This window comes from Cellulomonas sp. P2_F12 (assembly GCF_056403775.1).
This window is the reverse complement of sequence record NZ_JBFUEV010000001.1, coordinates 668,973-695,303: the sequence shown is the minus strand read 5'-3', so window position 1 is coordinate 695,303 and position 26,331 is coordinate 668,973. Positions and strand designations below refer to the sequence as shown.

Sequence of the window (26,331 nt, the reverse complement as noted above, 5' to 3'; positions counted from 1 at the left end):
TCAGTACCCCGGCAGCGCGAGCATCTGGTCGAGGGCCACCCGGGCCCAGTGGGCGTCGTCGGCGTCGACGACGATGCGGTTGACCGGCCGGCCCGCCACCAGGGACTCCATCGCCCACACCAGGTGCGGCAGGTCGATGCGGTTCATGGTCGAGCAGAAGCAGACCGTCGAGTCGAGGTAGTGGATGTTCTTGTCGGGGTGGGCCGCCGCGAGGCGACGCACCAGGTTGAGCTCCGTGCCGACGGCCCACGAGCTGCCCGGCGCGGCGGCGTCGAGCGCCTTGACGATGTACTCCGTCGAGCCCACCAGGTCCGCCGCGAGGACGACCTCGTGCTGGCACTCCGGGTGCACGATGACGGTGACGTCCGGGACGGCCGCGCGCATGTCCGTGACGTTGCGCACCGAGAACCGTCCGTGCACCGAGCAGTGGCCGCGCCACAGGATCATCCGCGCGTCGCGCAGCTGCTGGGTGGTCAGGCCGCCGCCGGGCTTGCGCGGGTCGAACACGACGCAGTCGTCGAGCGAGAGCCCGAGCTGCTGCACCGCGGTGTTGCGGCCCAGGTGCTGGTCGGGCATGAAGAGCACCTTGCCGGTGCCGTCGACGCCGCCGACCTTGTCGAAGGCCCACCGCAGGGCGACGTGCGCGTTCGACGACGTGCAGATGGTGCCGCCGTGCCGCCCGGTGAACGCCTTGATCGACGCCGCGGAGTTCATGTAGGTCACCGGCACCGTCGACTCCGCGACCCCGGCGTCCACCAGCACGTCCCAGGCGTCCTCGACCTGGTCGATGGCGGCCATGTCCGCCATGGAGCAGCCCGCGGCGAGGTCCGGGAGGATCACCTGCTGGTGGTCCGACGTCAGGATGTCGGCCGACTCCGCCATGAAGTGCACGCCGCAGAAGAGGATGAACTCGGCCTCGGGCCGGGCGGCCGCCTCGCGCGCGAGCTTGAAGGAGTCGCCCGTGACGTCGGCGAACTCGATGACCTCGTCGCGCTGGTAGTGGTGGCCCAGGACGAAGGCCCGGGAGCCCAGCGCGGCGCGGGCTGCCCGGGCGCGCTCGACGAGATCCGGGTCGCTCGGGGCGGGCAGGTCGCCGACGCACTCGACGCCCCGCTCGGAGGCCAGGTCGACGCCGCGTCCCAGCAGCAGGAGTGCCGACGGAGCCGGCTCGGAGAAGGTGCTCACACTCACGCGGCGATCCTTTCACACGGTCGCCCGCCTGCTCGTGCCACGATGCACGCCGTGCGCGTGCTCATCGCCCCGGACAGCTTCGGCTCGAGCCTCACGGCCGCCGAGGCCGCGGCCGCCATCGCCGGCGCCTGGCGGGCCACCGCGCCCGACGACGAGGTCACGGCGTGCCCGCTGTCCGACGGCGGCCCGGGGTTCGTCGCCACGCTGCACTCGGCCTTGGGGGGTGAGCTGGTCCCCGTCACCGTGACGTCGCCGGTCGGCGTCCCGACGCCCGCGGTGGTCCTGGTCGTCGGGACGACGGCGTACGTGGAGACGGCGCAGGCGCTCGGCCTGCCCCTGGTGCCGGCCGACCGGCGCGACCCCACCCGGACGTCGAGCCGCGGAGCCGGTGAGCTGCTCGCGGCGGCGCTCGGTACGGGAGCCCGTCGGGTCGTCCTCGGCCTGGGCGGTTCGGCGACGAACGACGGCGGTGCCGGTGCGCTCGTCGGACTGGCGCGCGCGCTCGGCCTCGACGGACCGGCCGACCTGCTCGACGCCGGGGGCGGGGCGCTCGGCGCGGTCACGCCCGAGGACCTCGTCGGCCTCCGGGACCTGCGCGACCGGCTGCGCGGGACCGAGCTGGTCGTGGCCACGGACGTCGACGTCCCGCTCCTCGGGCTGCACGGGGCGAGCGCGGGGTTCGCTCCGCAGAAGGGCGCGACCCCGGAGCAGGCGCAGGACCTCGAGCGCGCGCTCGGGCGCTTCGCCCACGCCGCGACCGCCGCCCTCGGCGACGCGGTCCGCCCCGACCTGCTCGCCGGGGCACGCACCGCCTCCGCGACCTCGCGGCTGACGGCCGCGCCCGGTGCCGGCGCAGCGGGAGGTCTCGGCTTCGGGCTCGCGCTGCTCGGCGGCCGGCTGGTGCCCGGCGCGGTCGTGGTCGCCGACGCCGTCGGCCTGGACGACCTGATCGCCGACCACGACGTCGTCGTCACCGGCGAGGGGCGGTTCGACTGGCAGTCCCTGCACGGGAAGGTCGCCGCGGAGGTCGCGTCGCGCGCGCTGGCGCACGCCGTGCCCACCGTGGTCCTCGCCGGGGAGGTGCTGGTCGGGCGCCGCGAGCTGTCCGCCGCCGGGATCACCGCGGCCTACGCCGTGGGCGAGACCCCCGAGCAGGTGGCCGCCGCCCTGGCCGACCCCGCCGGGAGCCTGGCGGCCCGCGCCGCACGCGTGGCGAGAACCTGGTCACGTTGACGGGGATGTCGCCCCAGGAGTCGTACCCTGGACGGGAACAACCTCAGGCCCGGTGCTGTTGCTCGAGGTTGACGACCGAGTTGACGCAGCGATTGCACCGTCCAGTGAGCACCCAGGAGATCCCATGAGCGAGACCACCGCGACCGAGACCGCGACCGAGACCCACGGCGTGCTCCTCACCGACTTCGCCGCCTCGAAGGTCCGCAGCCTCCTCGAGCAGGAGGGCCGCGACGACCTGCGTCTGCGCGTCGCCGTCCAGCCCGGTGGCTGCTCCGGCCTGATCTACCAGCTGTACTTCGACGAGCGGGTCCTCGACGGCGACGCCCTCAAGGACTACGACGGTGTCGAGGTCGTCGTCGACCGCATGAGCGTGCCCTACCTCGAGGGGGCGACGATCGACTTCGCCGACTCGATCGAGAAGCAGGGCTTCACCATCGACAACCCGAACGCCGGCAGCGCCTGCGCGTGCGGCGGCTCCTTCAGCTGATCTGACCTCCGCAGGCCCGGTTCCCTCACCAGGGGCCGGGCCTGTGTCATGCGTGCGTCCGGACCGTCAGCGCGTGCACGCCGTCGTGCTCGGTCGCGCCGACCATCTCGTGACCCCGCATCCGCGCCCAGGCGGGCACGTCGTGCACGGCCGCGGGGTCGGTCGCGAGCACCGTGAGCTCGGTCCCGGGCGGCGCGTCCGCGGCGGCGCGGGCCAGCCGGATCACCGGGGCCGGGCAGCGCAGCCCTCGGGCGTCGACCGTGGTCACAGGCCGCCGACCCCCCAGGCCTCACGCACGCCGGCGACGATCCCCGGCAGCTCGTCCAGGAAGCGCTCGACGTCCTCGGTCGTGGTGCCGCGGGGGAGCGCGAGCCGGATGTTGCCGTGGGTGAGCGCGCCCATGGCCGCCAGCACGTGGCTGGGCTCCAGGGCGCTGGACGTGCACGCCGACCCCGAGCCCACCGCGAACCCGCGCTCGTCCAGCGCGGTCAGCAGAGCCTCGCCCTCGACGTAGAGGCAGGAGAACGTCAGGACGTGGGGGAGCCGGTCCACCGGGTCGCCGACGACGTCGACGTCGGGCACCTCGGCGGCCACCCGCGCCCGGACCCGGTCGACCAGCCGCCGCCGGGAGTCGTCGTCGGCCGCGCGGGTGGACGTCGCCACCTGGAGAGCCACGGCCGCGGCCAGCGCCGCGGGGACGCTCACCCCGCCCGGGAACCACCGGTCCTCGTCCTCGGGCCAGTCCGGCGAGCGGCGGACCCCCGAGCGGGTCACCAGGACCCCGAGGCCGCCCGGGCCGCCCCAGTCGCCGGCGTCCGCGGCCAGCAGGTCCCAGGTGTCCCCGACGTCGACGTGGCCCAGGCTGGCGCCGGCGTCGACCAGCAGCGGGACCCCGGCCGCACGGGCGGCCGCGTGCGCGGCTGCCACCGGTTGGCGCGTGCCGACCTCGCCGTTCGCGTGCTGCAGGGCCGCGACGACCACTCCGGGCCGTGCCAGCGCGGCGGCGAAGGCCTCACCGTCGACCCGCCCGAGCGCGTCCACCGGCACGGTCACCCGGTTCCCCGCGAAGTCGGCGGCGTTCAGCACGGCCGCCCGCTCGACCGCGCCGACGACGACGTCGGCGCCGCTGCGCCGTCGGCCGCGTGCCACCGACCGCACCGCGCCGTGCAGGGCCGCGGTGTGCGACGGGGCGAGATCGACCTCCTGCGTCCGAGCGCCGACGACGGCGCCGATCGCCTCGCGGGCGCCGTCGAGCAGCATCCGCGCCCGGCGGCCCTCGGCGTGCAGGCGGCGGGGGTCTGCCCAGCCCTGGTCGAGGGCCTCGAGGAACGCCGTGCGGGCCTCGGGCAGCAGGGGCGCGCGGCCGCCGGCGTCGAGGACGACCCGACGGGCAGTGGCGTGCGTCACAGGATCGGTTGCCCCGGTGTCGGCGGGACCACGGTCGGGCTGGCTGCTCACCGGGGCACCGTAACCCCGTGGAGCCGTGACCAGGCGCGGGACGACGGGCCCAGCGGCCGCTCGGCACCGTCGGGTCGTGTGAAGGAGCAGCGGTGTGATGGTGCTGACACGGTGTCGTCAAGGGGTGTCGTCAGGACGAAAGGACGGGGACGGCGCGCTAGGCTGCACACGTCGAGGACGAAGGTCCCGGGTGGTGCCTGCAGCAACGCAGGGCGGCGCCGGGACGCGAGTGAGAGGTCCCCCCGTTGCACCCGGACACCCCCCGTCGCACGCGACGACCAGCCCTGCTGCTGGCCGGCCTGCTTGCCGTCGTCGCCGTCGCGCTCAGCGGATGCTCCGCCGAGGTGCAGCGCGGCTGGCTCCCCGGCAACTCCGACGCCGAGATCACCGACCAGACCGGTCGCATCACCAACCTCTGGGTCGGTTCGTGGATCGCCGCGCTCGTCGTCGGCCTCATCACCTGGGGCCTGATCCTGTGGTGCGTCGCGGTCTACCGGAAGCGCAAGGGTGACGACACCCTCCCCGTGCAGCTCCGGTACCACGTGCCGCTCGAGATCATGTACGTGATCCTGCCGATCATCATGGTCGGGGTGCTCTTCTACTACACGAACCGCGACACGACCGCGATCCAGGACACCGCGGCCGACGCGGACGTCCACGTCCAGGTCATCGGCAAGCAGTGGAGCTGGGACTTCAACTACCTCGACGACGACGCCTACGACACCGGCCAGCACGCGCAGAACGTGGGCAGCGCCGGCACGGGCGTCCTCAAGGACCAGGTCACGCTCTACCTCCCGGTGAACGAGCGGGTCGAGTTCACGCTCGACTCCCGCGACGTCATCCACTCGTTCTGGGTCCCCGCGTTCCTCTACAAGATGGACATGATCCCGGGCAAGACGAACACGTTCCAGGTCACGCCGACGCAGATCGGCGACTACCTGGGCAAGTGCGCCGAGCTCTGCGGCGAGTACCACTCGTCGATGCTGTTCAACGTCAAGGTCGTGTCACGCGAGGACTACGACGCGCACATCGAGGAGCTCAAGGCCAAGGGCCAGGAAGGCTCGCTCGGACTCGAGTACAGCCGCCAGCAGGACCTGGACAGCGCTCCGAAGGAAGGCGATAAGTGATGGCCGCCGTCGCGGAGCACATCCCCGGACTGGCGCCCTCGCGCCAGACCCTCGGCCGCACGGTGATCAAGTGGATCACCTCGACCGACCACAAGACCATCGGGTACCTGTACCTGATCACGTCGTTCGTCTGGTTCGCCGTCGGCGGCATCCTGGCGCTGCTCATCCGCGCCGAGCTGTTCGCGCCGGGCATGGACATCTTCCAGTCCCGTGAGCAGTACAACCAGGCGTTCACGATGCACGGCACGATCATGCTGCTGCTGTTCGCGACGCCGCTGTTCGCGGGCTTCGCCAACGTGATCATGCCGCTGCAGATCGGTGCGCCCGACGTCGCGTTCCCGCGGCTCAACATGCTCGCGTACTGGATGTTCTTCTTCGGCGGGACCATCGCCGGCGCCGGGTTCTTCACGCCCCAGGGCGCCGCGTCGTTCGGCTGGTTCGCCTACGCACCGCTGTCCAACACGGTGTACTCGCCGGGCGTCGGCGGTGACCTCTGGGTCTTCGGCCTCGCGCTCGCCGGCTTCGGCACCATCCTCGGCGCCGTCAACTTCATCACCACGATCGTCACCATGCGCGCGCCCGGCATGACGATGTTCCGCATGCCGATCTTCACCTGGAACACCCTGGTGACGTCGCTGCTGGTGCTCATGGCGTTCCCGCCCCTGGCCGCCGCGCTGTTCGCGCTCGGTGCGGACCGGCGCCTCGGAGCCCAGGTGTTCAACCCGGAGAACGGTGGCGCCATCCTCTGGCAGCACCTGTTCTGGTTCTTCGGGCACCCCGAGGTCTACATCATCGCGCTGCCGTTCTTCGGCATCATCACCGAGATCCTGCCGGTGTTCAGCCGCAAGCCGATCTTCGGCTACAAGGGCCTGGTCTACGCGACGATCGCGATCGCCGCCCTGTCCGTGACCGTGTGGGCCCACCACATGTACGTCACCGGCTCGGTGCTGCTGCCGTTCTTCTCATTCATGACGATGCTCATCGCGGTGCCCACCGGTGTGAAGTTCTTCAACTGGATCGGCACGATGTGGCGCGGCAAGCTCACGTTCGAGACGCCGATGCTGTGGACGATCGGCTTCCTGGTCACGTTCCTCTTCGGCGGCCTGACCGGCATCATCCTGTCCAGCCCGGCGCTCGACTTCTCGCTGTCGGACTCGTACTTCGTGGTCGCCCACTTCCACTACGTGGTGTTCGGCACCGTCGTGTTCGCCATGTTCGCGGGCTTCTACTTCTGGTGGCCCAAGATGACCGGCCGGATGCTCGACGAGCGCCTGGGCAAGGTCCACTTCTGGATGCTGTTCATCGGCTTCCACACCACGTTCCTCATCCAGCACTGGCTGGGCGTCAAGGGCATGCCACGTCGGTACGCCGACTACTCGCCCGACGACGGCTTCACATGGATGAACCAGCTGTCGACCATCGGCGCGGTCATCCTCGCCGCCTCGACGCTGCCGTTCCTCTGGAACGTCTACACGACGTGGCGCAACGCGCCGCTGGTCACGGTGGACGACCCGTGGGGCTACGGGGCCTCGCTCGAGTGGGCCACCAGCTGCCCGCCGCCGCGGCACAACTTCACGTCGCTGCCCCGGATCCGCTCGGAGCGCCCCGCGTTCGACCTGCACCACCCCGAGGTCGCCGCCATGGATCATGTCGAGCCCAATCCCGGAGCATTCGACTGGGAGGCCGACCGTCGCGGGGAGACCGGCACGGCAACCGAGCGCGTGGTGAACGGCACGGGTGAGCCCGAGCAGTCGACCGCGACGATCGTCGAGGACCGTCCGGAGACGGACGAGGAGGGCACGCGATGAAGTTCGAGACCAAGCTCTTCCTCTACGGGGTGCTGTTCTTCGTCCCCGTCGGCCTCATCTACGCGGCCTGGAGCCACGGCGAGCCCGTCGGCACCGTCGGCATCCCGCTGGTCGGTGGCCTGGTCGGCATGATCGGCGCCTACTTCGCGCTGCTCGCGCGCCGCATCGACGAGCGTCCCGAGGACGACCCGCTGGGCGAGATCGAGCAGGGTGCCGGCGACCAGGGCGTGTACAGCCCCTGGAGCTGGTGGCCGCTGGTGCTCGGGGTGTCCGCGGCGATCACGTTCGCCGGCCTCGCCGTCGGGTGGTGGCTCTCGTACATCGGGATCGCGTTCGGCGTGATCGGCCTGGTCGGCTGGGTGTTCGAGTTCTCCCGCGGGCAGCACGCGCACTGACGACATCACGAGAACGCCCCCGCCGGTCCCGGTGGGGGCGTTCTTGCGTCGTCTGCGCTAGCGTCGGCGGAATGAGCCTTTCGTCAGCATTCGTGACTCGACCCCTCCTTCTCGCAGCGCTGGCAGTCGCGTTGCTCGGGGGCTGTGCGAGCAGCTCCGACGACTCGGGCTCGGCCGCCCCGCTGTCCTCCAAGGACGTCACGGGGGAGTGGTCCCAGCCGAAGTCGGCGCCGCTCGTCTACCTCCAGCTGATCGAGAGCGGGAAGCTCAACGGGTCGGACGGCTGCAACCAGATGAACGGCACGTGGAAGATCGACGGCTCGACCATCGAGTTCGGGCCCTTCGCGGCGACGATGATGGCCTGCGCGGACGTCGACACGTGGCTCTCCAGCGCCACGTCGGCCACCGTGTCCGGGGACGAGATGACCGTGCTGGACGACGGCGGCAAGACGATCGGCACGTTGCAGAAGACGAAGTAGCCGGGCATGCCGAGGGCCGGTCACCCCGTCGGGGTGCCGGCCCTCGGCATGACGTGCGTCAGACGGCGACGATGAGCCCGGCCGTCTGCGTGCGCGCGCGGTCGAAGCGGGCAGCAGCGTCCGCCCAGCTGACGATGTTCCACCACGCCTTGACGTAGTCCGCCTTGACGTTGACGTAGTCGAGGTAGAAGGCGTGCTCCCACATGTCGAGGACGACGACGGGGACCAGGCCCAGCGCGATGTTGCTCTGCTGGTCGTAGAGCTGCACGATGACGAGCTTCTGGCCGATGGAGTCCCACGCGAGGATCGACCAGCCGGAGCCCTGGATGCCGATCGCGTTGGCGGCGAAGTGCTTCTGGAAGGCCTCGAACGAGCCGAAGAACTCGTCGATCGCCGCGCCCAGCTCGCCCGTCGGCTTGTCGCCGCCGTCGGGGGAGAGGTTCTGCCAGAACACCGAGTGGTTGACGTGGCCGCCGAGGTTGAACGCGAGGTTCTTCTCGTGCAGGTTCACCGCGGCGAAGTCGTCGGCCGCGCGGGCGGCGGCGAGCTTCTCGAGCGCCGTGTTGGCCCCGGTCACGTAGGCGGCGTGGTGCTTGTCATGGTGCAGCTCCATGATGCGACCCGAGATGTGCGGCTCGAGGGCCGCGTAGTCGTAGGGCAGATCCGGAAGCGAGTAGTCAGCCATGCGTGAGTACACCTCTCCTGCGTCGGTCCAGGACCGCGTGCTGCGGCCCGCTCTGTACGAAGAAACGGGCGGCCCGCCGCGAAGGCGAGCCGCCCGGCTCCACGGTCAACTCTTGCTCAGGATCAGCGATTCCGCCCGTCGGGGGCCGTCTCATCCTGCGGATCCACCAGGTGCTGGCCGCCGCCGACCGCGCCCGCCAGCTCGGCCGGCGCGTGTTCCTCGCCGGTCCCGATGGCGTCGTGCTCGCCGTGCGAGTGCGACGCCGCCAGCTCGGCCGGAGTGACGGGCTCGACGCGGTCCTCGTAGAACGTCTGCGACAGGCGCTGCCGCATCCGGTCGAGCGCATAGCCCTTGCGGCGCACGCCCCGGGAGTCCTCCGCCGGCTCGATCTCCAGCGGACGGATCGCGTCGTGCTGCACCCGCAGCCAGCGCTCGTGGGCGTCCAGCGGCTTGTGCACCTCGATGTACTCACCGTTGGCGAAGCGCACGATGCGTCCCGTCTCGTGGCCGTGCAGGACCAGCTCGCGGTCCTTGCGCTGCAGGCCGAGGCAGATCCGCTTGGTCACCCAGAACGCGAACCACGGGCCGAGGAAGATCAGTGCCCGGAACGCCCACGTGATGTCGTTGATCGACAGGTGGAAGTGCGTCGCGATCAGGTCGTTGGAGCCCGCCAGCACCAGGATGAAGAAGGCCGTCAGGAGCGAGACGCCGAACGCGGTGCGGAACGGCCGGTTGCGCGGACGGTCGAGCACGTGGTGCTCGCTCCGGTCGCCCGTGACCGCCGCCTCGATGAACGGGTACGCGGCGAGCAGCGTGAACAGGATCCCCGGCACGACCATGGCCGGGATGATCACGTTGAGCGACAGCGTCCAGTGGCCGATCACGACCTCGGCGAACCCTGGCATGAGGCGCAGAGATCCCTCGAGGAACAGCATGTACCAGTCGGGTTGCGCGCCCGCCGAGATGGGCGACGGGTCGTACGGTCCGTAGTTCCAGACCGGGTTGATCGTCATCGTCGCCGCCATCAGCGCGATGACGCCGAACACGGTGAAGAAGTAGCCGCCAGCCTTCGCCACGTAGATCGGGAACAGCGGGTAGCCGACGACGTTCTGGTTCGTCCGCCCCGAGCCCGGGTACTGCGTGTGCTTGTGCAGCACGACGAAGAACAGGTGCAGGCCGATGAGCGCCAGGATGATCCCGGGCACCAGCAGGATGTGCACCGTGAACAGGCGGGGGATCAGGTCCTGCCCGGGGAACTCGCCGCCGAAGATGAAGTACGACGTGTAGCTGCCGATGATCGGGATGGCCCGGACGACGCCGTCCGTGATGCGCAGGCCGTTGCCGGAGAGCACGTCGTCGGGGAGCGAGTAGCCCGAGAAGCCGGCGGCCAGGCCGAGGATCATCAGCAGGAAGCCGACGACCCAGTTGACCTCGCGAGGCTTGCGGAACGCACCCGTGAAGAACACGCGCATCATGTGCGTGACGATCGCGGCCATGAAGATCAGCGCGGCCCAGTGGTGGATCTGCCGCATCAGCAGGCCGCCGCGGACCTCGAAGGACAGCCGCAGCGTCGAGGAGAAGGCCTCGGACATCTGCACGCCCTGCAGGGCGGCCCACGGACCGTCGTAGTGCACCTCGTTCATGCTCGGCACGAAGAACATCGTGAGGAACACGCCCGAGATCAGGATCGTGATGAAGCTGAAGAGCGCGATCTCACCGAGCAGGAACGACCAGTGGTCGGGGAAGATCTTGCGCGCGAACGTCTTGACCGCGGTGCCGACGCCGGTCCGCTGGTCCAGGTAGTCCGCCGTGCCCGCGGCGAGCTTCTCGACGGGGGTGGGGGTGGCTGTCGTCGTCATTTCGTCAGACGCTCCCAGTAGCTCGGGCCGACGGGCTCGTTGAAGTCGCTCTGCGCGATCAGGTAGCCCTCGTCATCGACGGTGATCGGCAGCTGCGGCAGGGGCCGCTTCGCCGGTCCGAACACGACCTTCGCTCCGTCCGCCACGTCGAACGTCGACTGGTGGCACGGGCACAGGAGGTGGTGGGTCTGCTGCTCGTACAGCGCGACCGGACAACCCACATGGGTACAGATCTTCGAGTATGCGACGATCCCGTTGTAGGACCAAGACTTCTTCTCTTCGGACTCCTTGAGCTCCGACGGGTCCAGGCGGACCAGCAGGACGACGGCCTTGGCCTTCTCGTCCAGCGGGAACTCAGCCTCCTCGAGCCCCTCGGGGATCACGTGGAAGACCGAGCCGATGGTCACGTCGGCCGCCTTGATCGGGCGGTTCGTCGGGTCCGTCGCGAGGCGCGTCCCCTTCTTCCACATGGTGTGGCGGAACTTGGAGACGTTCCAGTCCTCACCGACGCTGCCGATGAGCGGCACGATGATGGCCAGCGGGAACAGCGCCAGCGCCGAGATCATGGCCCCCTGCAGGACGCCGCGCCGGCCGATGGCCGAGTCCGCAGCACCTTCCTTGAGCACCTCGACGGCGGCGACGCGTGTCTCGTCGTCGCTGCGCTGGAGGTGACGCTCCTCGGACTTCTCGTGGTCGTTCATCAGCGCCTTGGCCCAGTGCACGGCCGCGAAGCCGATGCCCAGGAGCGAGAGCGCCAGCCCGATGCCGAGGGCGAGGTTCGAGCGCCGCATCGACTCGACGGTCTCGCCCGGCGGCAACGCGAAGTACGCGACCAGGAAGCCGATCGTCGCGATGACGGAGATGGCGAAGAGGAAGACGACCTGCCGCTCCGCCTTCTTGTTCGCCTTCGGGTCGTTGTCACCCAGGCGGTCGTGGTGCTCCGGGTGGCCCGGGTCCTCGAACCGGTCGGGCAGCGTGCCCGCGGCGTGGGTGGTGATCTCGTTGCTGGCCTCGTGGCCGGGTTCGTGGTTGCTCACGAGGACTTCGCTCCGATCCAGACTGCTGCGCCGATGAGCAGGCCCATGCCGACGACCCAGGCCCACAGGCCCTCGCTCACCGGGCCGAGGGCGCCGAGGTCGAGACCGCCGGGGGACGCGCCGCCCTGCAGGTCGATGAACGCGATGATGTCGCGCTTCTCCTCGGGGGTGATGTTCGCGTCGTTGAACACGGGCATCGACTGCGGGCCGGTCAGCATGGCCTCGTACAGGTGGGTGGGCGTCGTCGCCCAGAGGTTGGGGGCGAACTTGCCCTGGGACAGGGCACCGCCGGCACCCACGGCGTTGTGGCACATCGCGCAGTTGGTGCGGAAGATCGCCATGCCGTTGGCCGGGTCACCGAGGCTCGGGTCGACCTGCTCCGCCGTCGGGATGGCGGGGCCGGCACCCAGCGACGCGACGAACGCGGCGAGCTGGTTGATCTGGTCCTGGCTGAACTGCACCGGCTTGACCTGCGCCTGCGGGCCGTTCATCTGCATGGGCATCCGCCCGGTGCCGACCTGGAAGTCGACCGCGGCGGCGCCCACGCCGATGAGGGAAGGGGCGCTGTCGGTGCCGGACGCAGTCGGTCCGTGGCACGTGGCGCAGTTGGCCTGGAACAGCTTCTCGCCGGTCGCGATGTCGTCGGTGCTCGCCTTCACGGGCGCCGCGTCGGCCGACGTCGGTGCCAGCACCGCGTACAGGCCGCCGGTGAGCAGCAGCGCCAGCAGGAGCAGCACGATCGGCGCACGCCGGTCCTGCCTGCGGGCTGCGAGTGCCTTCACGGATCGATCCTCGTCTCGCACATGGGGGATGGGGGTCTGGGAGTGTCGGGCGAGGCCGCCCGGCACGCCTTACTTCAAGAGGTAGATGACCGCGAAGAGCGCGATCCACACGACGTCGACGAAGTGCCAGTAGTACGACGTGACGATGCCGGTGGTGGCCTCGTGGTGGCCGAAGCGCTTGGCGCTGAAGGAGCGACCGAGCAGGAAGAGGAAGGCGAGCAGACCGCCGACGACGTGCAGGCCGTGGAAGCCGGTCGTCAGGTAGAAGACCGAGCCGTACGGGCTGGACGAGATGGTCAGGCCCTCGCTGACGAGCCCGGCGTATTCGTAGATCTGGCCGCCGATGAAGAAGGCACCCATGAGGTAGGTCAGGGTCACCCACTCGTTCATGCCCCAGCGGTTCACCTGGAAGATCGATCCGGTCCGCACGGGCTGGAACCGCTCGGCGGCCCACACGCCCATCTGGCACGTCACCGATGACAGGACCAGGACGGTGGTGTTGATCGCCGCGAAGGTGACGTTGAGCTTCGGGGTGTTCTCCGCCCAGGCCTCGGGCGCCGCTCCACGAAGCGTGAAGTACATGGCGAAGAGGCCTGCGAAGAACATGAGCTCGCTGGCCAACCAGACGATCGTCCCCACCGAGACGGGGTTCGGTCGGTTGACGCTCACGTGGGGGCTGGTGCGCGGGGCAGCCGTTGCGGTCGACACGTTCGTCATTATGGCTGATGACGACCCCGCATGGGACGTTGGACCCTCAGTGTGGCCACAGGTAAATGTCACACCGTCAGGATCGGCGGCCGCGCGCGCGAGAAGACGGCCGGGAATCATGCGGAACGGCCGCCCGTCCGGGCGTGTCGACGAGCCCGTCGCGACCCGTCGACGCGTCGCTGCGTGCGGCGCGCCGCGGCCTGCGTGCTATGCGTCCGGGCGACCCGATCGCGGGCCTCCCCGCCGAGCCGGGACGAGCCGTGCCAAGATGCCCTCGGACGCACGTCGACGACGAGTGAGGACGCCTCTCCATGAGCTCCACCAGCACGGCCCAGCCCGGTCCCGCAGCGGCCACCCCCGGCCCGCGGATCCTCTTGTACAGCGACGACGTCGACGCCCGTGCACAGGTGCGGCTCGCCGTCGGCCGACGACTTCGGCGCGGTGCCGGCGACATCGAGTGGGTCGAGGTGGCCACCGCAGCGGCCGTCATCGCGACCACCGAGGGCGGCGGGCTGGACCTGCTGATCCTCGACGGCGAGGCCGACAAGGTCGGTGGCCTCGGGCTCGCGCGCCAGCTCAAGGACGAGATCTTCCGCTGCCCGCCGACGCTGGTGCTCACCGGCCGCCCGCAGGACGCGTGGCTCGCCTCGTGGTCCAACGCCGACGCCGTCGTCAGCCGCCCGCTCGACCCGGTCGAGCTGCACGGGGCCGTCGCGGCACTCGTCGAGGCGCAGGCCGTCACCCGATGACCGACGCGCCGGCGGCGCCCACCTGGCCCGACCTGTTCGCGACGCTCACGGCCCGGCGGGACCTCTCGGTCGCGCAGACGTCGTGGGCCATGGCCGAGATCATGAGCGGCGCGGCCTCCACGCCCAAGGTGGCCGCGTTCCTGATCGGGCTGAAGACCAAGGGCGAGTCCGTCGCCGAGCTCACGGCCCTGGCCGACACCATGCTCGAGCACGCCGTCCGCATCACCGTGCCCGGTCGCACCCTCGACATCGTCGGCACCGGTGGGGACCGCTCGCACACGGTGAACATCTCGACCATGTCCGCCCTCGTGGTCGCCGGCGCGGGGATCACCGTGGTCAAGCACGGCAACCGCGCTGCGTCGTCCTCGTCCGGGTCCGCCGACGTCCTCGAGGAGCTCGGCATCCGCCTGGACCACCCGCCCGCCCGCGTCGCCGAGCTGGCCACCGAGGTCGGCATCACGTTCTGCTTCGCGCAGGTGTTCCACCCGTCGTTCCGGCACACCGCCGCGGCGCGCACCGAGCTGGGCATCGGGACGGCCTTCAACTTCCTCGGCCCGCTGACCAACCCCGCGCAGCCCCGCTCGGGGGCCATCGGTGTCGCCGACGCCCGGATGGCCCCGCTCATGGCCGGGGTCCTCGCGCAGCGCGGGGCCAGCGCCCTGGTGTTCCGCGGCGAGGACGGCCTCGACGAGATCGCGCCGACCGGTCCCACGCGGATCTGGGAGGTGCGCGACGGCGGCGTGACCGAGTCCGTCGTCGACTGGGAGGCCGAGCTGGGCGTCGCGCGGATCGACCTCGCGGAGCTGCGCGGCGCCAAGGCCGACTACAACGCCGACGTCGCTCGGCAGCTCCTGGCCGGACGCGCCGGAGCGGTGCGCGAGACCGTGGTGCTCAACACCGCTGCGGCGCTGGTCGCGGACGGCACGTTGCCGGGCACCGCGGACGGCAGCCTCGTCGAGCGCCTGACCGCCGGGAGCGAGCACGCACGTCGGTCGCTGGACAGCGGAGCCGCCGCGGACGTCCTGGCGCGCTGGCGGGCCGCCAGCAGCGCGTAGGGCCTCAGCCTCCGCTGCGCTGCGGGTCAGTCCCTGTGCTTGTGGTCGGGCTGACCTTCCGCTCCGCTGCGGGCGAGTGACGCTCCGCGCCCCTCACCCTTTGCTGCCCTGCAGGTCAGTCCCTGTGCTTAAGGTCGGAGTGATCCTTCGTTCCGCTGCGGCCGAGCGACGCTCCGCGCCCCTCGACCTTCGCTGCACTAGGGATCAGTCCTCCAGCCCGAGGGCGAAGGCTTGTTCCAGGTCGTGCTGCGAGTACGTGCGGAACGCGATGTAGGTCTGGGTGCGCAGGACGCCCTCGATCTTGCTCACCTTGTCCGCGATGACGTCCGCCAGCTCGTCGTGCTCGCGCACGCGGACCATGGCGATGAGGTCGACCTCTCCCGTCACGGAGTAGACCTCGCTGACGCCCGGGATGTCGGCGATCGCGGCGGCGACCTCCGGGATCCGCGAGGCGTCCGAGTCGATGAGCACGATGGCGGTCAGCATGCTCGTCATCATGCCGTGCGGGGCGCGCGGATGCCGATCGGGATCACCCGCGCGTCGTCGGTCTCCAGGGTGACGGGGCGGGCCTCGGCGATGTCCAGCTCCCGCTCGGCGGAGGCTGTCACCAGCCGGATGAGCCGGCCACCCTCAGCGGCGAGGTGGGGCCTGACCAGCGCCGCGACGGCCGTCGCCGGGTCGCCGAGCGACTCGGCGGCGCGGACCGGGCAGGCCCAGGGCGTGTCGACGGCGACGAGCCGGACGCCGGGCTTCTCCAGCCACGCGAGCACCAGGTCGGTCTCCTCCGGGTGCGCGGCGGGCGCGGGGGCGACCGGGGCCTCGACCTGCTCGCCCGTGGCCTGCAGGGTCGCGATGGCCGGCCGGGGGTCGGTCCGCCGGTCGACCCGTGCGGTCCCGGCGAGCCGGCCGTAGCGCACCAGCACCAGCTCCCAGCCGCCGTCGTCGGCACGCAGCGCCGCGACGAGCTCGGGGCACGCCGCGAGCGGGGCGAACCGTTGCGCCCGGCTCGCGCCGCGCAGGAACCCACCGAGCCGGTCCCGGACGATCGCGGCCTCCTCGAACCGCTCCTGCGCGACGAGCCAGGCGATCCGGTCGGCGTGCGCCTCGACCACGGGGGTGGCGTCCGCGAGCATCGCGTGCCGGACGCGGTCGACGACGTCGGCGTAGTCCACCGGCGACTGGTGGCCCGTGCACGGGGCGCCGCACTTGCCCATCTCGGCCAGGACGCAGGCGGACGCGCCGGCGGGTGCGAGCAGGGGCAGTCGGCGGGTGCACTGCCGGATGGGAAAGGACTCGTGCAGCGCATCGACGGCCAGCTGTGCGGTCGACGCCGACGAGAACGGACCGATGTACGTCGCGCCGACCTCGTCCTTGACGTCGCGCACCACCGACAGACGCGGGTACGGCTCGGACGTCAGGCGCACCCACGGCATGCGCTCGGGGAACCGGGACCGGCGGTTGTAGCGGGGGGAGTGCGCGGCGATGAGCCGGAGCTCCCGGATGCGGGCCTCGAGCGGCGTCGCGCACGGGATCGGGTCGACGCGGTGGGCGACGCGCACCATCTCGATCATCCGGCTGCGCTTCTCGGCCGACGTGAAGTACGACCGCACCCGCTGGCGCAGCGACGTCGTGGACGTGCCGACGTACAGGATCTCGTCGCCGGGTCCGCGGAACAGGTACACGCCCGGGCCGTCCGGGAGGCCGTCGGCGAGGGTGCGCTTGCGCCGTACGTCGTCCGGGACCGGGTCCGTGGCCGAGGCGAGGTCCTCGAGGTGCGTGATGCCGAGGGGGGCCATCCGCGACAGCAGCGCGTGCAGCACGTCGACGGTCGCCCGGGCGTCGGACAGCGCCCGGTGGTTGGGCGTCACCGTGGCGTGGAACAGGCCCGCGAGCGTGGAGAGCTTGTGGTTCGGCGCCTCGTCGCGCGTGACCACGCGGCGGGCGAGCCGGACGGTGTCGACGACCTTGTTGCCCGGCCAGGCGTGGCCCGTGCGTGCGGCAGCGGCCTTGAGGAACCCGATGTCGAACGGGGCGTTGTGCGCGACGAGCACGGCGCCGCGGGAGAACTCGAGAAAGCTGGGCAGCACCTCCTCGATGGGCGGGGCGCCGATGAGCATCGTGGAGGTGATGCCCGTGAGCACCTGGATGAAGGCGGGGACGGGACCGCCGGGGTCGACCAGCGTCTGGAACTCGCCGAGCACCTCGCCGCCGCGCACCTTGACCGCGCCGATCTCGGTGATGGCCGAGTCCGCCGGTGTGCCGCCGGTGGTCTCCAGGTCCACGACGACGAATACGACGTCCGACAACGGGGTTCCCAGGTCGTCCAGGCTCGGCTGCACGGGGCGCGCCGCCGGGTCGGGGGTGGCGTCCGCCCAGACGGGGCGCAGGCGGCGGACGGGCGACATGGCTGGGACGCTACCTACGCCCACCGACACGACCCCGCTCCTCGCCCGGTGCGTCGCAGACCCGCCCACGGCGCGCGCCGGCCGGGAGCACCCACCGACCGCCTAGGGTGCTGGGCATGCGCAGCGTGGACGGGACCGGCGACGACGCCGTCGACGTGCCGGCACCGCTGCGGACCGCCCTCGTCGCCGTCGCGGCCGACGCGCTGGGCGCTGCCGAGCCCGCGGAGGTCCCCCCGTCTCTGCGCGCCGTCCACCGGTTCGCCCCCCGCCGGCGAGCGTCGGCCGGCGCCGGTCCCCTCTGGGCGGCCCTGCAGGACGACTCCTTCCGTGCCCGTGTGGCCCGCGTCTGGGCGCAGGCGAACCCCGACCTGGCGGCCGACGTCGGACCCGACTCGCAGAAGCTCCCCGAGCCGTCTCTGTCTGCTGCCGTCGGCGCCTGGCTCCTCAAGGCGCCCGGTTGGCGCGAGATGCTGCCGCCGGTCGAGGTCGCCACCGACGCGGACGCCGCCCAGTCGCGTGCTCGGCTGGAGCGCGCGCAGGTCGAGGCGGACCGGCTGCGCGCCGACGTCGCGGCGGCCCGCGACGACGCGCGCAGCGCCCAGGAGCAGCTCGGTGCGCTCCAGCGCGAGCTTCGCCGGCTGCGGTCGGACGCCGACCGGGCCCGCAGCGAAGGACGCCGGGCGGCCGAGGAGGCGCGCGCGGTGCTGGATGCCGCCGAGCTCGCTCAGGCGCGTGCCGAGGACGACCTGCGGACCGCCCTGGAGGAGCGGCGTGCCTCGCAGGCGGAGCGCACCGCGGCCCGGGCGGAGCTCCGCGCCGCCCGCAAGCTTGCCGACGTCCGGGTGCGCCTGCTGCTCGACACGATCGTCGACGCCGCGAGCGGCCTGCGCTCCGAGCTGGCCCTGCCCCCGATCGCGGACCTCCCCGCCGACCTGGTCGGGTCGTCGGGGGAGCAGCCCGCCGTGAGGCCCGGGTCGCGCGGCCGGTCCGTCGACGACCCCGCGCTGCTCGAGGAGCTGCTGCGACAGCCGTGGGCGCACCTGGTGGTCGACGGGTACAACGTCTCGAAGTCCGGGTTCGGCGAGCTCTCGCTGGCCGAGCAGCGCCGGCGGCTCGTCGACGGGCTGGCCTGGGTCGCCGCCCGGACCGGCGCCGAGGTCACGTGCTGCTTCGACGGCAAGGAGGGGCAGCAGGGACCGCCGGGCGGGTACGCGCGGGGTGTCCGCGTGCTCTTCGCCGTCGGGGAGATCGCCGACGACCTCATCCGGCGGCTCGTGCACGCGGAGCCGCCGGGCCGGGTGCTGGTCGTCGTGACGAGCGACCAGGAGATCGTGCGCGACGTCGAGGCCGACGGTGCGTGGGTGGTGCCGTCGAGCACGCTCGTCGCGCGGCTGCAGCACCTCTGAGGGTGGCTGTCGGTGGTCGTCGCTAGCGTCCGCGACATGATCATCGACTGCGACACCTGCACCCAGCGCGGGGCCGCGTGCGCGGACTGCGTCGTCACGTTCCTGACCATCCCGGTCCGCGCGTCCACGCCCGAACCCGTGGTCGTCGCCGACGGGACCGCCGCAGGGGCGGTCGAGCTCGATGCCGCGGAGCAGCACGCCATCGGCGTGCTCGCGGCGTCGGGTCTCGTCCCGCCCCTGCGTCTGGTGCGCGCGGTGTGAGCCGTCAGTCGCGCGACGGGCCCTCGTAGAGCGCGTCGATCTCGCCGGCGAACGCCTTGAGGACCTCGGCCCGACGGATGCTCAGCTTCGGCGTGAGGAAGCCGTTGGCGATGGTGAGGTCCGTGTCGAGGATCCGGTACTTGCGCACCGATTCGGCCCGCGAGACCGCCTTGTTCGCCTTCTCCACGGCCTTGTCGAGCGACGCGAGGACGTCGGCGTCCTTGGCCGCCTCGGCCAGGGTCATCTCCGGCTTGCCGTGCGCCGAGAGCCAGCCGGGCACGCCCTCGGGGTCGAGCGTGACCAGCGCACCGATGAACGGGCGCTGGTCTCCGACGACGACGACCTGGCTGATCAGCGGGTGCGCGCGGAGACGGTCTTCCAGCACGGCGGGCGCGACGTTCTTGCCGCCGGCGGTGACGATGATCTCCTTCTTGCGCCCGGTGATCCGCAGGTAGCCCTCGTCGTCGAGGGAGCCGAGGTCGCCGGTGCGGAACCAGCCGTCGTGCAGCGACTCCGCGGTCGCGGCGTCGTTGTTGTGGTAGCCCCGGAAGACCTGGACGCCCTTGACCTCGATCTCGCCGTCGGCGGCGATGCGGACGCCGCTGCCCGGCAGGGGCAGACCGACGCTGCCGATCTTCGTGCCGCGGCCGGGGCGGTTGACCGTCGCGGGCGCCGTGGTCTCGGTCAGGCCGTAGCCCTCGAGCACGTTGAGGCCCAGCCCGCGGTAGAAGTGACCGAGCCGCTCGCCCAGCGGGGCACCGCCGGAGACGGCCCAGCGCGCCTGACCGCCCAGGGCGTTGCGCAGGCGGTGCAGGACGAGGACGTCGGCCACCTTGTGCTGCAGGCGCAGCCAGGGGCTCGGCCCGCGCGGGTTGTCGAGCGCGCGCGAGTAGACGATCGACGTCTTGGCGGCCCGCTGGAAGATCGCGCCCTTGCCGGACGCGGCGGCCTTCTGCTCGGCCGAGTTGTAGACCTTCTCGAACACGCGGGGGACCGCCAGGATGAACGTCGGCCGGAACGACCCGAGGTCCTCCACGAGCGTCGTCGTGCTGGGGCTGTGACCGAGGACCGCTCCGGCCGGGATGCAGAGCACCTCGATGAAGCGCGCGAACACGTGCGCGAGCGGCATGAACAGGAGCGTCCGCGCGTTCGGCTCGGCGAACACCTCGTCGAGGTCCGCGACCGCGTTGACGGTCAGCTCGTAGAAGTTGCCGTGCGTGAGCTCGACGCCCTTCGGGCGGCCGGTGGTCCCGGAGGTGTAGATGACGGTGGCGACGTCGGCCAGCGTCGAGAGCCCGCGGCGGCGCGTGATCTCCTCGTCGGGGACGTCGGCGCCCGCGGCCACGATCGTGTCGATCGCGCCGTCGTCGAGGATCAGGACCTCGCGCAGGTGCGGCGTCTCGGCGCGGACCTCGTCGACCACGGCGGCATGCGTGTCCGTCTCGACGACGAGCAGGGACACGTCCGCGTCGGTGAGGATCCAGAGCACCTGCTCGGCCGACGACGTCTCGTACAGCGGCACGGGCACGGCGCCGGCGGCCCAGACGGCCCAGTCCAGCAGGGACCACTCGTAGCGGGTGCGGCTCATGATGCCGACGTGGTCGCCCGGCTGCACGCCGCGCGCGACGAGGCCCTTGGCCACGGACACGATCTCTGCGTCGAACTCGCGAGCGGTGAGCGGGATCCAGGGGCCGTCCTGCTGCGTCTTGAGCTCGACGACGACCTTGTCGGGGGTCCCGGCGACACGCTCGGCGAGGAGGTCGTTGAGATTGTTCGAGGGGTCGACCTCGAGACGCAACGGCGTGTGGAACTCGTCCATGCTGGCTCCAGTGACAGAGGGGCGAAGTGTGCCCCGAGGATACGGGACTTCGGGGGCCCCGAAGGCAGCGCCCGAATGGGTACGCTCTGCGGCGGACCGGGTGCGACGTCCGTGGGCACGTGAGCAGACGTGAGCACAGGGGCGTGCGCAGGCGGCTAGCGTGGGAGCCCGCACCGGACGGTAGCGAGCACGGTACGAGCGCGTAGGAGCACACACGAACATGCACGCCATCGGTGTGGACATCGGCGGGACGAAGATCGCTGCGGGGGTCGTCGACGAGGACGGCACGATCCTCGCGCAGACTCGTCGTGACACGTCTCCCGACGACGTCGCCGGTATCGACCGGGCGATCGCCGAGGTCTACACCGAGCTCAGCGGGTCCTACGAGGTCGCGGCGATGGGAGTCGCCGCCGCCGGGTTCGTGTCCGCGGACCGCTCCTCCGTCCTCTTCGCGCCGAACATCGCGTGGCGCGACTACCCGCTGCGTCAGAAGGTCCAGGCGATCCTCGGGGACGACGACGTCCTCATCGTCGTCGAGAACGACGCCAACGCGGCCGGCTGGGCCGAGTTCCGGTTCGGCGCGGCGCGCGACGTCGACGACATGCTCATGCTCACCGTCGGGACCGGGCTCGGGGGCGCGATCGTGTCCAACGGGAAGCTGGTCCGCGGCGCCTGGGGCGTCGCGGCGGAGATCGGGCACATGCGCGTGGTCCCCGGCGGGCACTACTGCGGCTGCGGGCACGAGGGCTGCTGGGAGCAGTACGCGTCCGGGAGCGCGCTGGTGCGGGACGCCCAGGCCACCGTCATCATCCAGCCGGAGCGCGCGACCCGACTGCTCGAGCTCGCGGGCGGCGACGTCGACAAGCTCACCGGGCCGCAGGTCACGCAGGCGGCGCAGGAGGGCGACCCGCTGGCCGTCGAGCTGCTGGCCGAGCTCGGTCGCTGGGTGGGCGAGGGTGCGGCCTCCGCGACCGCGCTGCTCGACCCCGCGCTGATCGTCGTCGGCGGCGGCGTCGCGGACGCCGGCGACCTGCTGCTCGCGTCCGCCCGGAACGGCTTCGCCGAGCAGCTCTCCGGACGCGGGCACCGCCCGGAGGCGTCGATCGTCGTCGCGTCGATGGGCAACGACGCCGGGATGGTCGGTGCGGCCGACCTCGCGCGCCTCTGACCAGGGGGTGCGGGCCGGTCAGACCACCGCGCCGGAGTCGTGGTCGTCGGGGTCGCGCCGGTGCGGCATCCGCCACACGAGCACGCCCACGCCGATGACGAAGACGACGGCGGCCGCCTGCACGAGCGCGGCGGGAGCGTCCTTCCAGGCCACCAGCACCACGAGCAGGAACAGCGGCATGCCCGCCGCGGCGAACCACGCCATGGTGAGCAGGGGGTCGCCGCCGAGCACAGGGCCCGGGTCCGGCGGCACGAAGTGCTCCTCCGCGTCGACCGCCGACTCCGCGCCGTCGTACTGCGAGGTGCCGTCCCAGTCGCGGCCGCTCAGCTCGGGCTCCGGCGCAGCCTCCTGGGCGGGTCGCACGACGCGCCGCTCGGCCACCCAGGGGGCGACGGGGAACGTCAGCCCGCTCGGGGGGTCGGCCGCCGGCGTGGCCTCGGGCTCCGGCGGATCCTCGGTGCCGTCGTACCCGTCGAGCTCTCTGAGCTGCGCGACGATCGACGCCCAGGCCTCCTCGTCCGTGGGTCCCACGTGATCGGGCTCGCCGTCGGACGACGGCGGGGGGACGTCCGCGCCGGCCGGCTGGACGCCGTCGTCGGGCTCGTCGGGGCGAGGTGCCATAGGAGCACTCTAGAGTCGGACCGAGCAGTCGGGGTGGCTCGTGCTCGGCTCCGCCTGCCGCAGGGGGATGTCGGGTGCGAGCACAGGGCTCGGGTGGACGGACAGTCCGTGTGTCGGGTCGAGAGGTGAACCGTTGTTCTACTGGTTGATGAAGCGGGTCTTCGTGGGTCCGCTGCTGCACCTGGTCTACCGGCCGTGGGTGCGCGGGGCCGAGAACGTGCCCGAGGAGGGCGCTGCCATCCTGGCGAGCAACCACCTCGCGGTGATCGACTCGTTCTTCCTGCCGCTGGTGCTGGACCGCGAGCTGGTGTTCATCGGCAAGCAGGAGTACTTCACCGGCTCGGGCGTCAAGGGCCGACTGACCGCGGGGTTCATGCGGGGAGTCGGCACCATCCCGGTCGACCGCGGGGGCGGCAAGGCGAGCGAGGCCGCGCTACGGACCGGCCTGCGTCGGCTGGCGGACGGCGACCTGTTCGGCATCTACCCCGAGGGCACGCGCAGCCCCGACGGGCGGCTCTACCGCGGCAAGACGGGTATCGCGCGGCTCGCGCTCGAGTCCGGTGCCCCCGTCATCCCCGTGGCCATGGTGGGCACCGACGAGGCCCAGCCTCCCGGTCGGCGGATCCCCAAGGTCATGCGCATCGGGGTCGTCATCGGCGAGCCGCTCGACTTCAGCCGCTACCAGGGCATGGAGAACGACCGGTTCATCCTGCGCTCGGTCACCGACGAGATCATGTACGCCGTGATGAGCCTGTCGGGCCAGGAGTACGTCGACGTGTACGCGGCCACGCAGAAGGCGCGCATCGCCACCGGCCACCCGGCCGTCGCCGGCGACGCGGCCGACCACCTCCCCGCGGCCCCCGGCGGTCGTCCCGTGCCGGACGTCCAGGTTCCGGTCCCGCCCGAGGGCGAGTCCGAGACGTCAGTAGGATGACGCGGTCGGCCTGAGCGCCGACTTTGGGGCGCGCCGCCGCAACGTGCGCGCCGACGGTGTCAACGAGAGGTGTTTCTCATGTCGGTTCGTCGCGTCGCCCTCCTGACCGCAGGTGGCTTCGCCCCGTGCCTGTCGTCCGCCGTCGGCGGGCTCATCGAGCGGTACACGGAGATCGCTCCCGACATCGAGATCATCGCGTACGAGCACGGCTACTACGGGCTGCTGCGCGGCGACACGATCGTCATCGACGACGAGACGCGCGCGAAGGCCGGCATCCTGCACAAGTTCGGCGGGTCTCCCATCGGCAACTCGCGGGTCAAGCTCACCAACGCGGCTGACTGCGTGAAGCGCGGGCTGGTCAAGGAGGGCGAGGACCCGCTGCAGGTGGCCGCAGAGCGCCTCAAGGCGGACGGCGTGGACGTGCTGCACACCATCGGTGGCGACGACACGAACACCACCGCGGCCGACCTCGCCGCCTACCTGCACGAGAACGGCTACGAGCTCACGGTGGTGGGCCTGCCCAAGACCATCGACAACGACGTGGTGCCCATCAAGCAGTCGCTCGGCGCGTGGACCGCGGCCGAGGAGGCCGCCGGCTTCGCCGCGAACATCATCGGCGAGCACCGCTCGGGCCCGCGCATGCTCATCGTGCACGAGGTCATGGGGCGGCACTGCGGGTGGCTGACCGCCGCCGCTGCGGCCGACTACCGCAAGTGGCTCGACACGCAGGAGTGGGTGCCCGGCATCGGCCTCACGCGCGAGCGCTGGGACATCCACGCCGTCTTCCTGCCCGAGCTGGCGCTGGACATCGACGCCGAGGCCGCGCGCCTCAAGACGATCATGGACGAGCAGGGCAACGTCAACATCTTCCTGTCCGAGGGCGCGGGCATGCACGAGATCGTCGATCAGCTCGAGTCGTCCGGCACCGAGGTGCTGCGCGACGCGTTCGGGCACGTGCGCCTGGACACGATCAACCCGGGCCAGTGGTTCGCCAAGCAGTTCGCCGAGAAGCTGGGCGCCGAGAAGGTCATGGTGCAGAAGTCCGGCTACTACTCGCGCGCCGCGGCGGCGAACGCCGAGGACCTGCGACTCATCAAGTCGATGACCGACCTGGCCGTCGAGTGCGCGCTGCGCGGGGAGTCGGGCGTCATCGGGCACGACGAGGAGCAGGGCGACGTGCTGCGTGCCATCGAGTTCCCGCGCATCGCCGGTGGCAAGGCGTTCGACGTGTCGCAGCCCTGGTTCGGCGCGCTCCTGGCGGACATCGGTCAGCCCCTCGTCCCGGCCAGCCACTCATGAGCGTCGAGCCGGACCCCCAGGTCGTCGCAGGGCTCGACGCCTGGCGTTCGATGTCGGCCGTGCAGCAGCCGCACTGGCCGGACGCGACCGCCCTCGACGCCGTCACGACGCGCCTGTCCACGCTGCCGCCGCTGGTGTTCGCCGGCGAGGCCGACCACCTGCGCGCCCAGCTCGCCGCGGCGGGCCGGGGCGAGGCGTTCCTGCTCCAGGGCGGCGACTGCGCCGAGACCTTCGGCGAGGCCACCGCCGACAACATCCGCAACAAGATCAAGACGATCCTGCAGATGGCCGTCGTGCTCACGTACGGCGCCAGCCTGCCGGTCATCAAGATGGGCCGCATGGCCGGGCAGTACGCCAAGCCGCGCAGCTCCGACTCGGAGACGCGCGACGGGGTCACCCTGCCGGCGTTCCGTGGCGACATCATCAACGGCTACGAGTTCACGCCCGAGGCCCGCACGCCGGACCCGCAGCGCCTGCTCGAGGCGTACCACACGTCCGCGTCGACGCTGAACCTGATCCGGGCGTTCACCACGGGTGGCTTCGCGTCGCTGCTGCGCGTGCACGAGTGGAACCGCGGCTTCATGGCGAACCCGGCGTACTCCCGGTACGAGGAGATCGCGGCCGAGATCGACCGCGCGATCCGGTTCATGGCCGCGTGCGGCGCCGACTTCGACGCGCTGCGCTCGGTGGACTTCTTCTCCAGCCACGAGGGCCTGCTGCTCGACTACGAGCGCCCGCTGACCCGCATCGACTCGCGGACCGGGCTGCCGTACGACTGCTCCGGCCACTTCGTGTGGATCGGGGAGCGGACCCGGCAGCTCGACGGGGCGCACGTGGACTACTTCTCGCGCGTGCAGAACCCGCTGGGCATCAAGCTGGGTCCGACGACCACCGGCGACGACGCGCTCGCGCTCATCGACAAGCTGAACCCGCAGGGCGAGGCCGGTCGCATCACTTTCATCACGCGCATGGGCGCCGGCAAGGTCCGGGACCTGCTGCCCGCGCTCGTCGAGAAGGTCGCCGCGGACGGTCGACCCGTCACCTGGGTGTGCGACCCGATGCACGGCAACGGGATCACGTCCGCGTCCGGCTACAAGACCCGCCGGTTCTCCGACGTCATGGACGAGGTGGCGGGCTTCTTCGAGGTGCACCGCGGCCTGGGTACCGTTCCCGGCGGCCTGCACATCGAGCTCACCGGCGACGACGTCACCGAGGTGCTCGGCGGCACCGAGGAGATCGACGACGAGGGCCTGGCCCGTCGCTACGAGACCCTCGTGGACCCGCGCCTGAACCACCAGCAGTCACTCGAGATGGCGTTCCAGGTGGTGGAACTGCTCCGCGCGAGCTGACGCACGTACGACGACG

The 26,331-nt window shown here is 71.6% G+C and carries 26 protein-coding genes; 14 read left to right on the top strand and 12 right to left on the bottom strand.

Annotated elements, in window-relative coordinates; all coding sequences use genetic code 11:
• Entirely contained in the window at positions 1-1,191 is a 1,191-nt protein-coding gene (nadA, locus tag AC1DWH_RS03215; protein WP_477092444.1) for a quinolinate synthase NadA, read from the bottom strand.
• A gap of 42 nt (positions 1,192-1,233) precedes the next feature.
• Here nadA and AC1DWH_RS03210 point away from each other — a divergent pair, with 42 nt between their 5' ends.
• Both AC1DWH_RS03210 and erpA read left to right on the top strand, forming a co-directional pair.
• Complete coding sequence (locus AC1DWH_RS03210) at positions 1,234-2,424, top strand: glycerate kinase family protein (RefSeq protein ID WP_477092443.1); 1,191 nt, start codon at positions 1,234-1,236, stop codon at positions 2,422-2,424.
• Between the two features lie 124 nt (positions 2,425-2,548).
• Complete coding sequence (gene erpA / locus AC1DWH_RS03205) at positions 2,549-2,911, top strand: iron-sulfur cluster insertion protein ErpA (protein WP_370503438.1); 363 nt, start codon at positions 2,549-2,551, stop codon at positions 2,909-2,911.
• Between the two features lie 46 nt (positions 2,912-2,957).
• Here erpA and AC1DWH_RS03200 read toward each other — a convergent pair whose 3' ends face one another.
• Positions 2,958-3,179: a sulfurtransferase TusA family protein gene (locus tag AC1DWH_RS03200; protein WP_456847167.1), complete on the bottom strand. Its 222-nt coding sequence runs from the start codon at positions 3,177-3,179 to the stop codon at positions 2,958-2,960.
• A complete protein-coding gene (locus AC1DWH_RS03195) occupies positions 3,176-4,369 on the bottom strand; it encodes a cysteine desulfurase family protein (RefSeq protein WP_477092442.1) in 1,194 nt (397 codons plus the stop codon). The genes AC1DWH_RS03200 and AC1DWH_RS03195 overlap by 4 nt, the downstream gene beginning before the upstream one ends.
• A 245-nt stretch (positions 4,370-4,614) precedes the next feature.
• Here AC1DWH_RS03195 and ctaC point away from each other — a divergent pair, with 245 nt between their 5' ends.
• The 4 genes from ctaC to AC1DWH_RS03175 all read left to right on the top strand — a co-directional run bounded on the left by ctaC (position 4,615) and on the right by AC1DWH_RS03175 (position 8,178).
• The gene (gene ctaC / locus AC1DWH_RS03190; RefSeq protein WP_477092441.1) at positions 4,615-5,496 is read left to right on the top strand and encodes an aa3-type cytochrome oxidase subunit II; all 882 of its coding nucleotides are present in this window, start codon (positions 4,615-4,617) and stop codon (positions 5,494-5,496) included.
• A complete protein-coding gene (ctaD, locus tag AC1DWH_RS03185; protein ID WP_456846157.1) occupies positions 5,496-7,304 on the top strand; it encodes an aa3-type cytochrome oxidase subunit I in 1,809 nt (602 codons plus the stop codon). Before ctaC ends, ctaD begins: the two co-directional genes overlap by 1 nt.
• Positions 7,301-7,699 carry a cytochrome c oxidase subunit 4 gene (locus AC1DWH_RS03180; protein WP_456846156.1) on the top strand — a complete coding sequence of 133 codons (399 nt, stop codon included), beginning with the start codon at positions 7,301-7,303 and terminating at the stop codon, positions 7,697-7,699. Before ctaD ends, AC1DWH_RS03180 begins: the two co-directional genes overlap by 4 nt.
• Before the next feature lie 92 nt (positions 7,700-7,791).
• Complete coding sequence (locus AC1DWH_RS03175; protein WP_477092440.1) at positions 7,792-8,178, top strand: META domain-containing protein; 387 nt, start codon at positions 7,792-7,794, stop codon at positions 8,176-8,178.
• Between the two features lie 58 nt (positions 8,179-8,236).
• Here the strand turns inward: AC1DWH_RS03175 and AC1DWH_RS03170 are convergent, their stop codons facing one another.
• From AC1DWH_RS03170 to ctaE, 5 genes are all read right to left on the bottom strand, one after another.
• Positions 8,237-8,863, bottom strand: a complete 627-nt coding sequence (locus tag AC1DWH_RS03170) for a superoxide dismutase (RefSeq protein ID WP_477092439.1) — start codon at positions 8,861-8,863, stop codon at positions 8,237-8,239.
• Positions 8,864-8,985: 122 nt separating this feature from the next.
• Entirely contained in the window at positions 8,986-10,722 is a 1,737-nt protein-coding gene (gene qcrB, locus AC1DWH_RS03165) for a cytochrome bc1 complex cytochrome b subunit (protein WP_477092438.1), read from the bottom strand.
• On the bottom strand, positions 10,719-11,759 hold the full coding sequence (gene qcrA / locus AC1DWH_RS03160; RefSeq protein WP_477092437.1) for a cytochrome bc1 complex Rieske iron-sulfur subunit: 1,041 nt from the start codon (positions 11,757-11,759) through the stop codon (positions 10,719-10,721). Before qcrA ends, qcrB begins: the two co-directional genes overlap by 4 nt.
• Positions 11,756-12,541 (bottom strand): cytochrome bc1 complex diheme cytochrome c subunit, encoded by a 786-nt coding sequence (gene qcrC, locus AC1DWH_RS03155; protein ID WP_477092436.1) that lies wholly within the window; start codon positions 12,539-12,541, stop codon positions 11,756-11,758. The genes qcrA and qcrC overlap by 4 nt, the downstream gene beginning before the upstream one ends.
• A gap of 69 nt (positions 12,542-12,610) precedes the next feature.
• Positions 12,611-13,258: an aa3-type cytochrome oxidase subunit III gene (gene ctaE, locus AC1DWH_RS03150; RefSeq protein WP_456846150.1), complete on the bottom strand. Its 648-nt coding sequence runs from the start codon at positions 13,256-13,258 to the stop codon at positions 12,611-12,613.
• Positions 13,259-13,560: 302 nt separating this feature from the next.
• Here ctaE and AC1DWH_RS03145 point away from each other — a divergent pair, with 302 nt between their 5' ends.
• A complete protein-coding gene (locus AC1DWH_RS03145) occupies positions 13,561-13,998 on the top strand; it encodes a hypothetical protein (protein WP_477092435.1) in 438 nt (145 codons plus the stop codon).
• Complete coding sequence (gene trpD, locus AC1DWH_RS03140) at positions 13,995-15,053, top strand: anthranilate phosphoribosyltransferase (protein ID WP_456846148.1); 1,059 nt, start codon at positions 13,995-13,997, stop codon at positions 15,051-15,053. The genes AC1DWH_RS03145 and trpD overlap by 4 nt, the downstream gene beginning before the upstream one ends.
• A gap of 204 nt (positions 15,054-15,257) precedes the next feature.
• On the opposite strand, the gene AC1DWH_RS03135 is transcribed toward trpD, so the two are convergent.
• Together AC1DWH_RS03135 and AC1DWH_RS03130 are read right to left on the bottom strand one after the other, a co-directional pair.
• The gene (locus tag AC1DWH_RS03135; protein WP_477092434.1) at positions 15,258-15,539 is read right to left on the bottom strand and encodes an Lrp/AsnC family transcriptional regulator; all 282 of its coding nucleotides are present in this window, start codon (positions 15,537-15,539) and stop codon (positions 15,258-15,260) included.
• A gap of 8 nt (positions 15,540-15,547) precedes the next feature.
• Positions 15,548-17,458, bottom strand: coding sequence for a DEDD exonuclease domain-containing protein (locus tag AC1DWH_RS03130; protein WP_477092433.1), 1,911 nt, complete (start codon positions 17,456-17,458; stop codon positions 15,548-15,550).
• Positions 17,459-17,574: 116 nt separating this feature from the next.
• On the opposite strand from AC1DWH_RS03130, the gene AC1DWH_RS03125 reads away from it, so the two are divergent.
• Together AC1DWH_RS03125 and AC1DWH_RS03120 are read left to right on the top strand one after the other, a co-directional pair.
• A complete protein-coding gene (locus AC1DWH_RS03125) occupies positions 17,575-18,864 on the top strand; it encodes an NYN domain-containing protein (RefSeq protein WP_477092432.1) in 1,290 nt (429 codons plus the stop codon).
• 36 nt (positions 18,865-18,900) lie between these two features.
• A complete protein-coding gene (locus AC1DWH_RS03120) occupies positions 18,901-19,125 on the top strand; it encodes a hypothetical protein (RefSeq protein ID WP_456847363.1) in 225 nt (74 codons plus the stop codon).
• Positions 19,126-19,129: 4 nt separating this feature from the next.
• Here AC1DWH_RS03120 and AC1DWH_RS03115 read toward each other — a convergent pair whose 3' ends face one another.
• The gene (locus tag AC1DWH_RS03115; protein ID WP_477092431.1) at positions 19,130-20,944 is read right to left on the bottom strand and encodes an AMP-dependent synthetase/ligase; all 1,815 of its coding nucleotides are present in this window, start codon (positions 20,942-20,944) and stop codon (positions 19,130-19,132) included.
• Positions 20,945-21,164: 220 nt separating this feature from the next.
• Here AC1DWH_RS03115 and AC1DWH_RS03110 point away from each other — a divergent pair, with 220 nt between their 5' ends.
• On the top strand, positions 21,165-22,112 hold the full coding sequence (locus AC1DWH_RS03110) for an ROK family glucokinase (RefSeq protein WP_456847365.1): 948 nt from the start codon (positions 21,165-21,167) through the stop codon (positions 22,110-22,112).
• Positions 22,113-22,130: 18 nt separating this feature from the next.
• Here AC1DWH_RS03110 and AC1DWH_RS03105 read toward each other — a convergent pair whose 3' ends face one another.
• Positions 22,131-22,733, bottom strand: coding sequence for a hypothetical protein (locus AC1DWH_RS03105; RefSeq protein ID WP_477092430.1), 603 nt, complete (start codon positions 22,731-22,733; stop codon positions 22,131-22,133).
• Between the two features lie 148 nt (positions 22,734-22,881).
• Between AC1DWH_RS03105 and AC1DWH_RS03100 the strand changes: the two genes are divergently transcribed.
• From AC1DWH_RS03100 to AC1DWH_RS03090, 3 genes are all read left to right on the top strand, one after another.
• Entirely contained in the window at positions 22,882-23,667 is a 786-nt protein-coding gene (locus AC1DWH_RS03100) for a lysophospholipid acyltransferase family protein (RefSeq protein WP_477092729.1), read from the top strand.
• 78 nt (positions 23,668-23,745) lie between these two features.
• Positions 23,746-24,966, top strand: a complete 1,221-nt coding sequence (locus AC1DWH_RS03095) for a pyrophosphate--fructose-6-phosphate 1-phosphotransferase (protein WP_477092429.1) — start codon at positions 23,746-23,748, stop codon at positions 24,964-24,966.
• Positions 24,963-26,315, top strand: a complete 1,353-nt coding sequence (locus AC1DWH_RS03090; protein ID WP_477092428.1) for a class II 3-deoxy-7-phosphoheptulonate synthase — start codon at positions 24,963-24,965, stop codon at positions 26,313-26,315. Before AC1DWH_RS03095 ends, AC1DWH_RS03090 begins: the two co-directional genes overlap by 4 nt.
• Positions 26,316-26,331 lie beyond the last annotated feature (16 nt).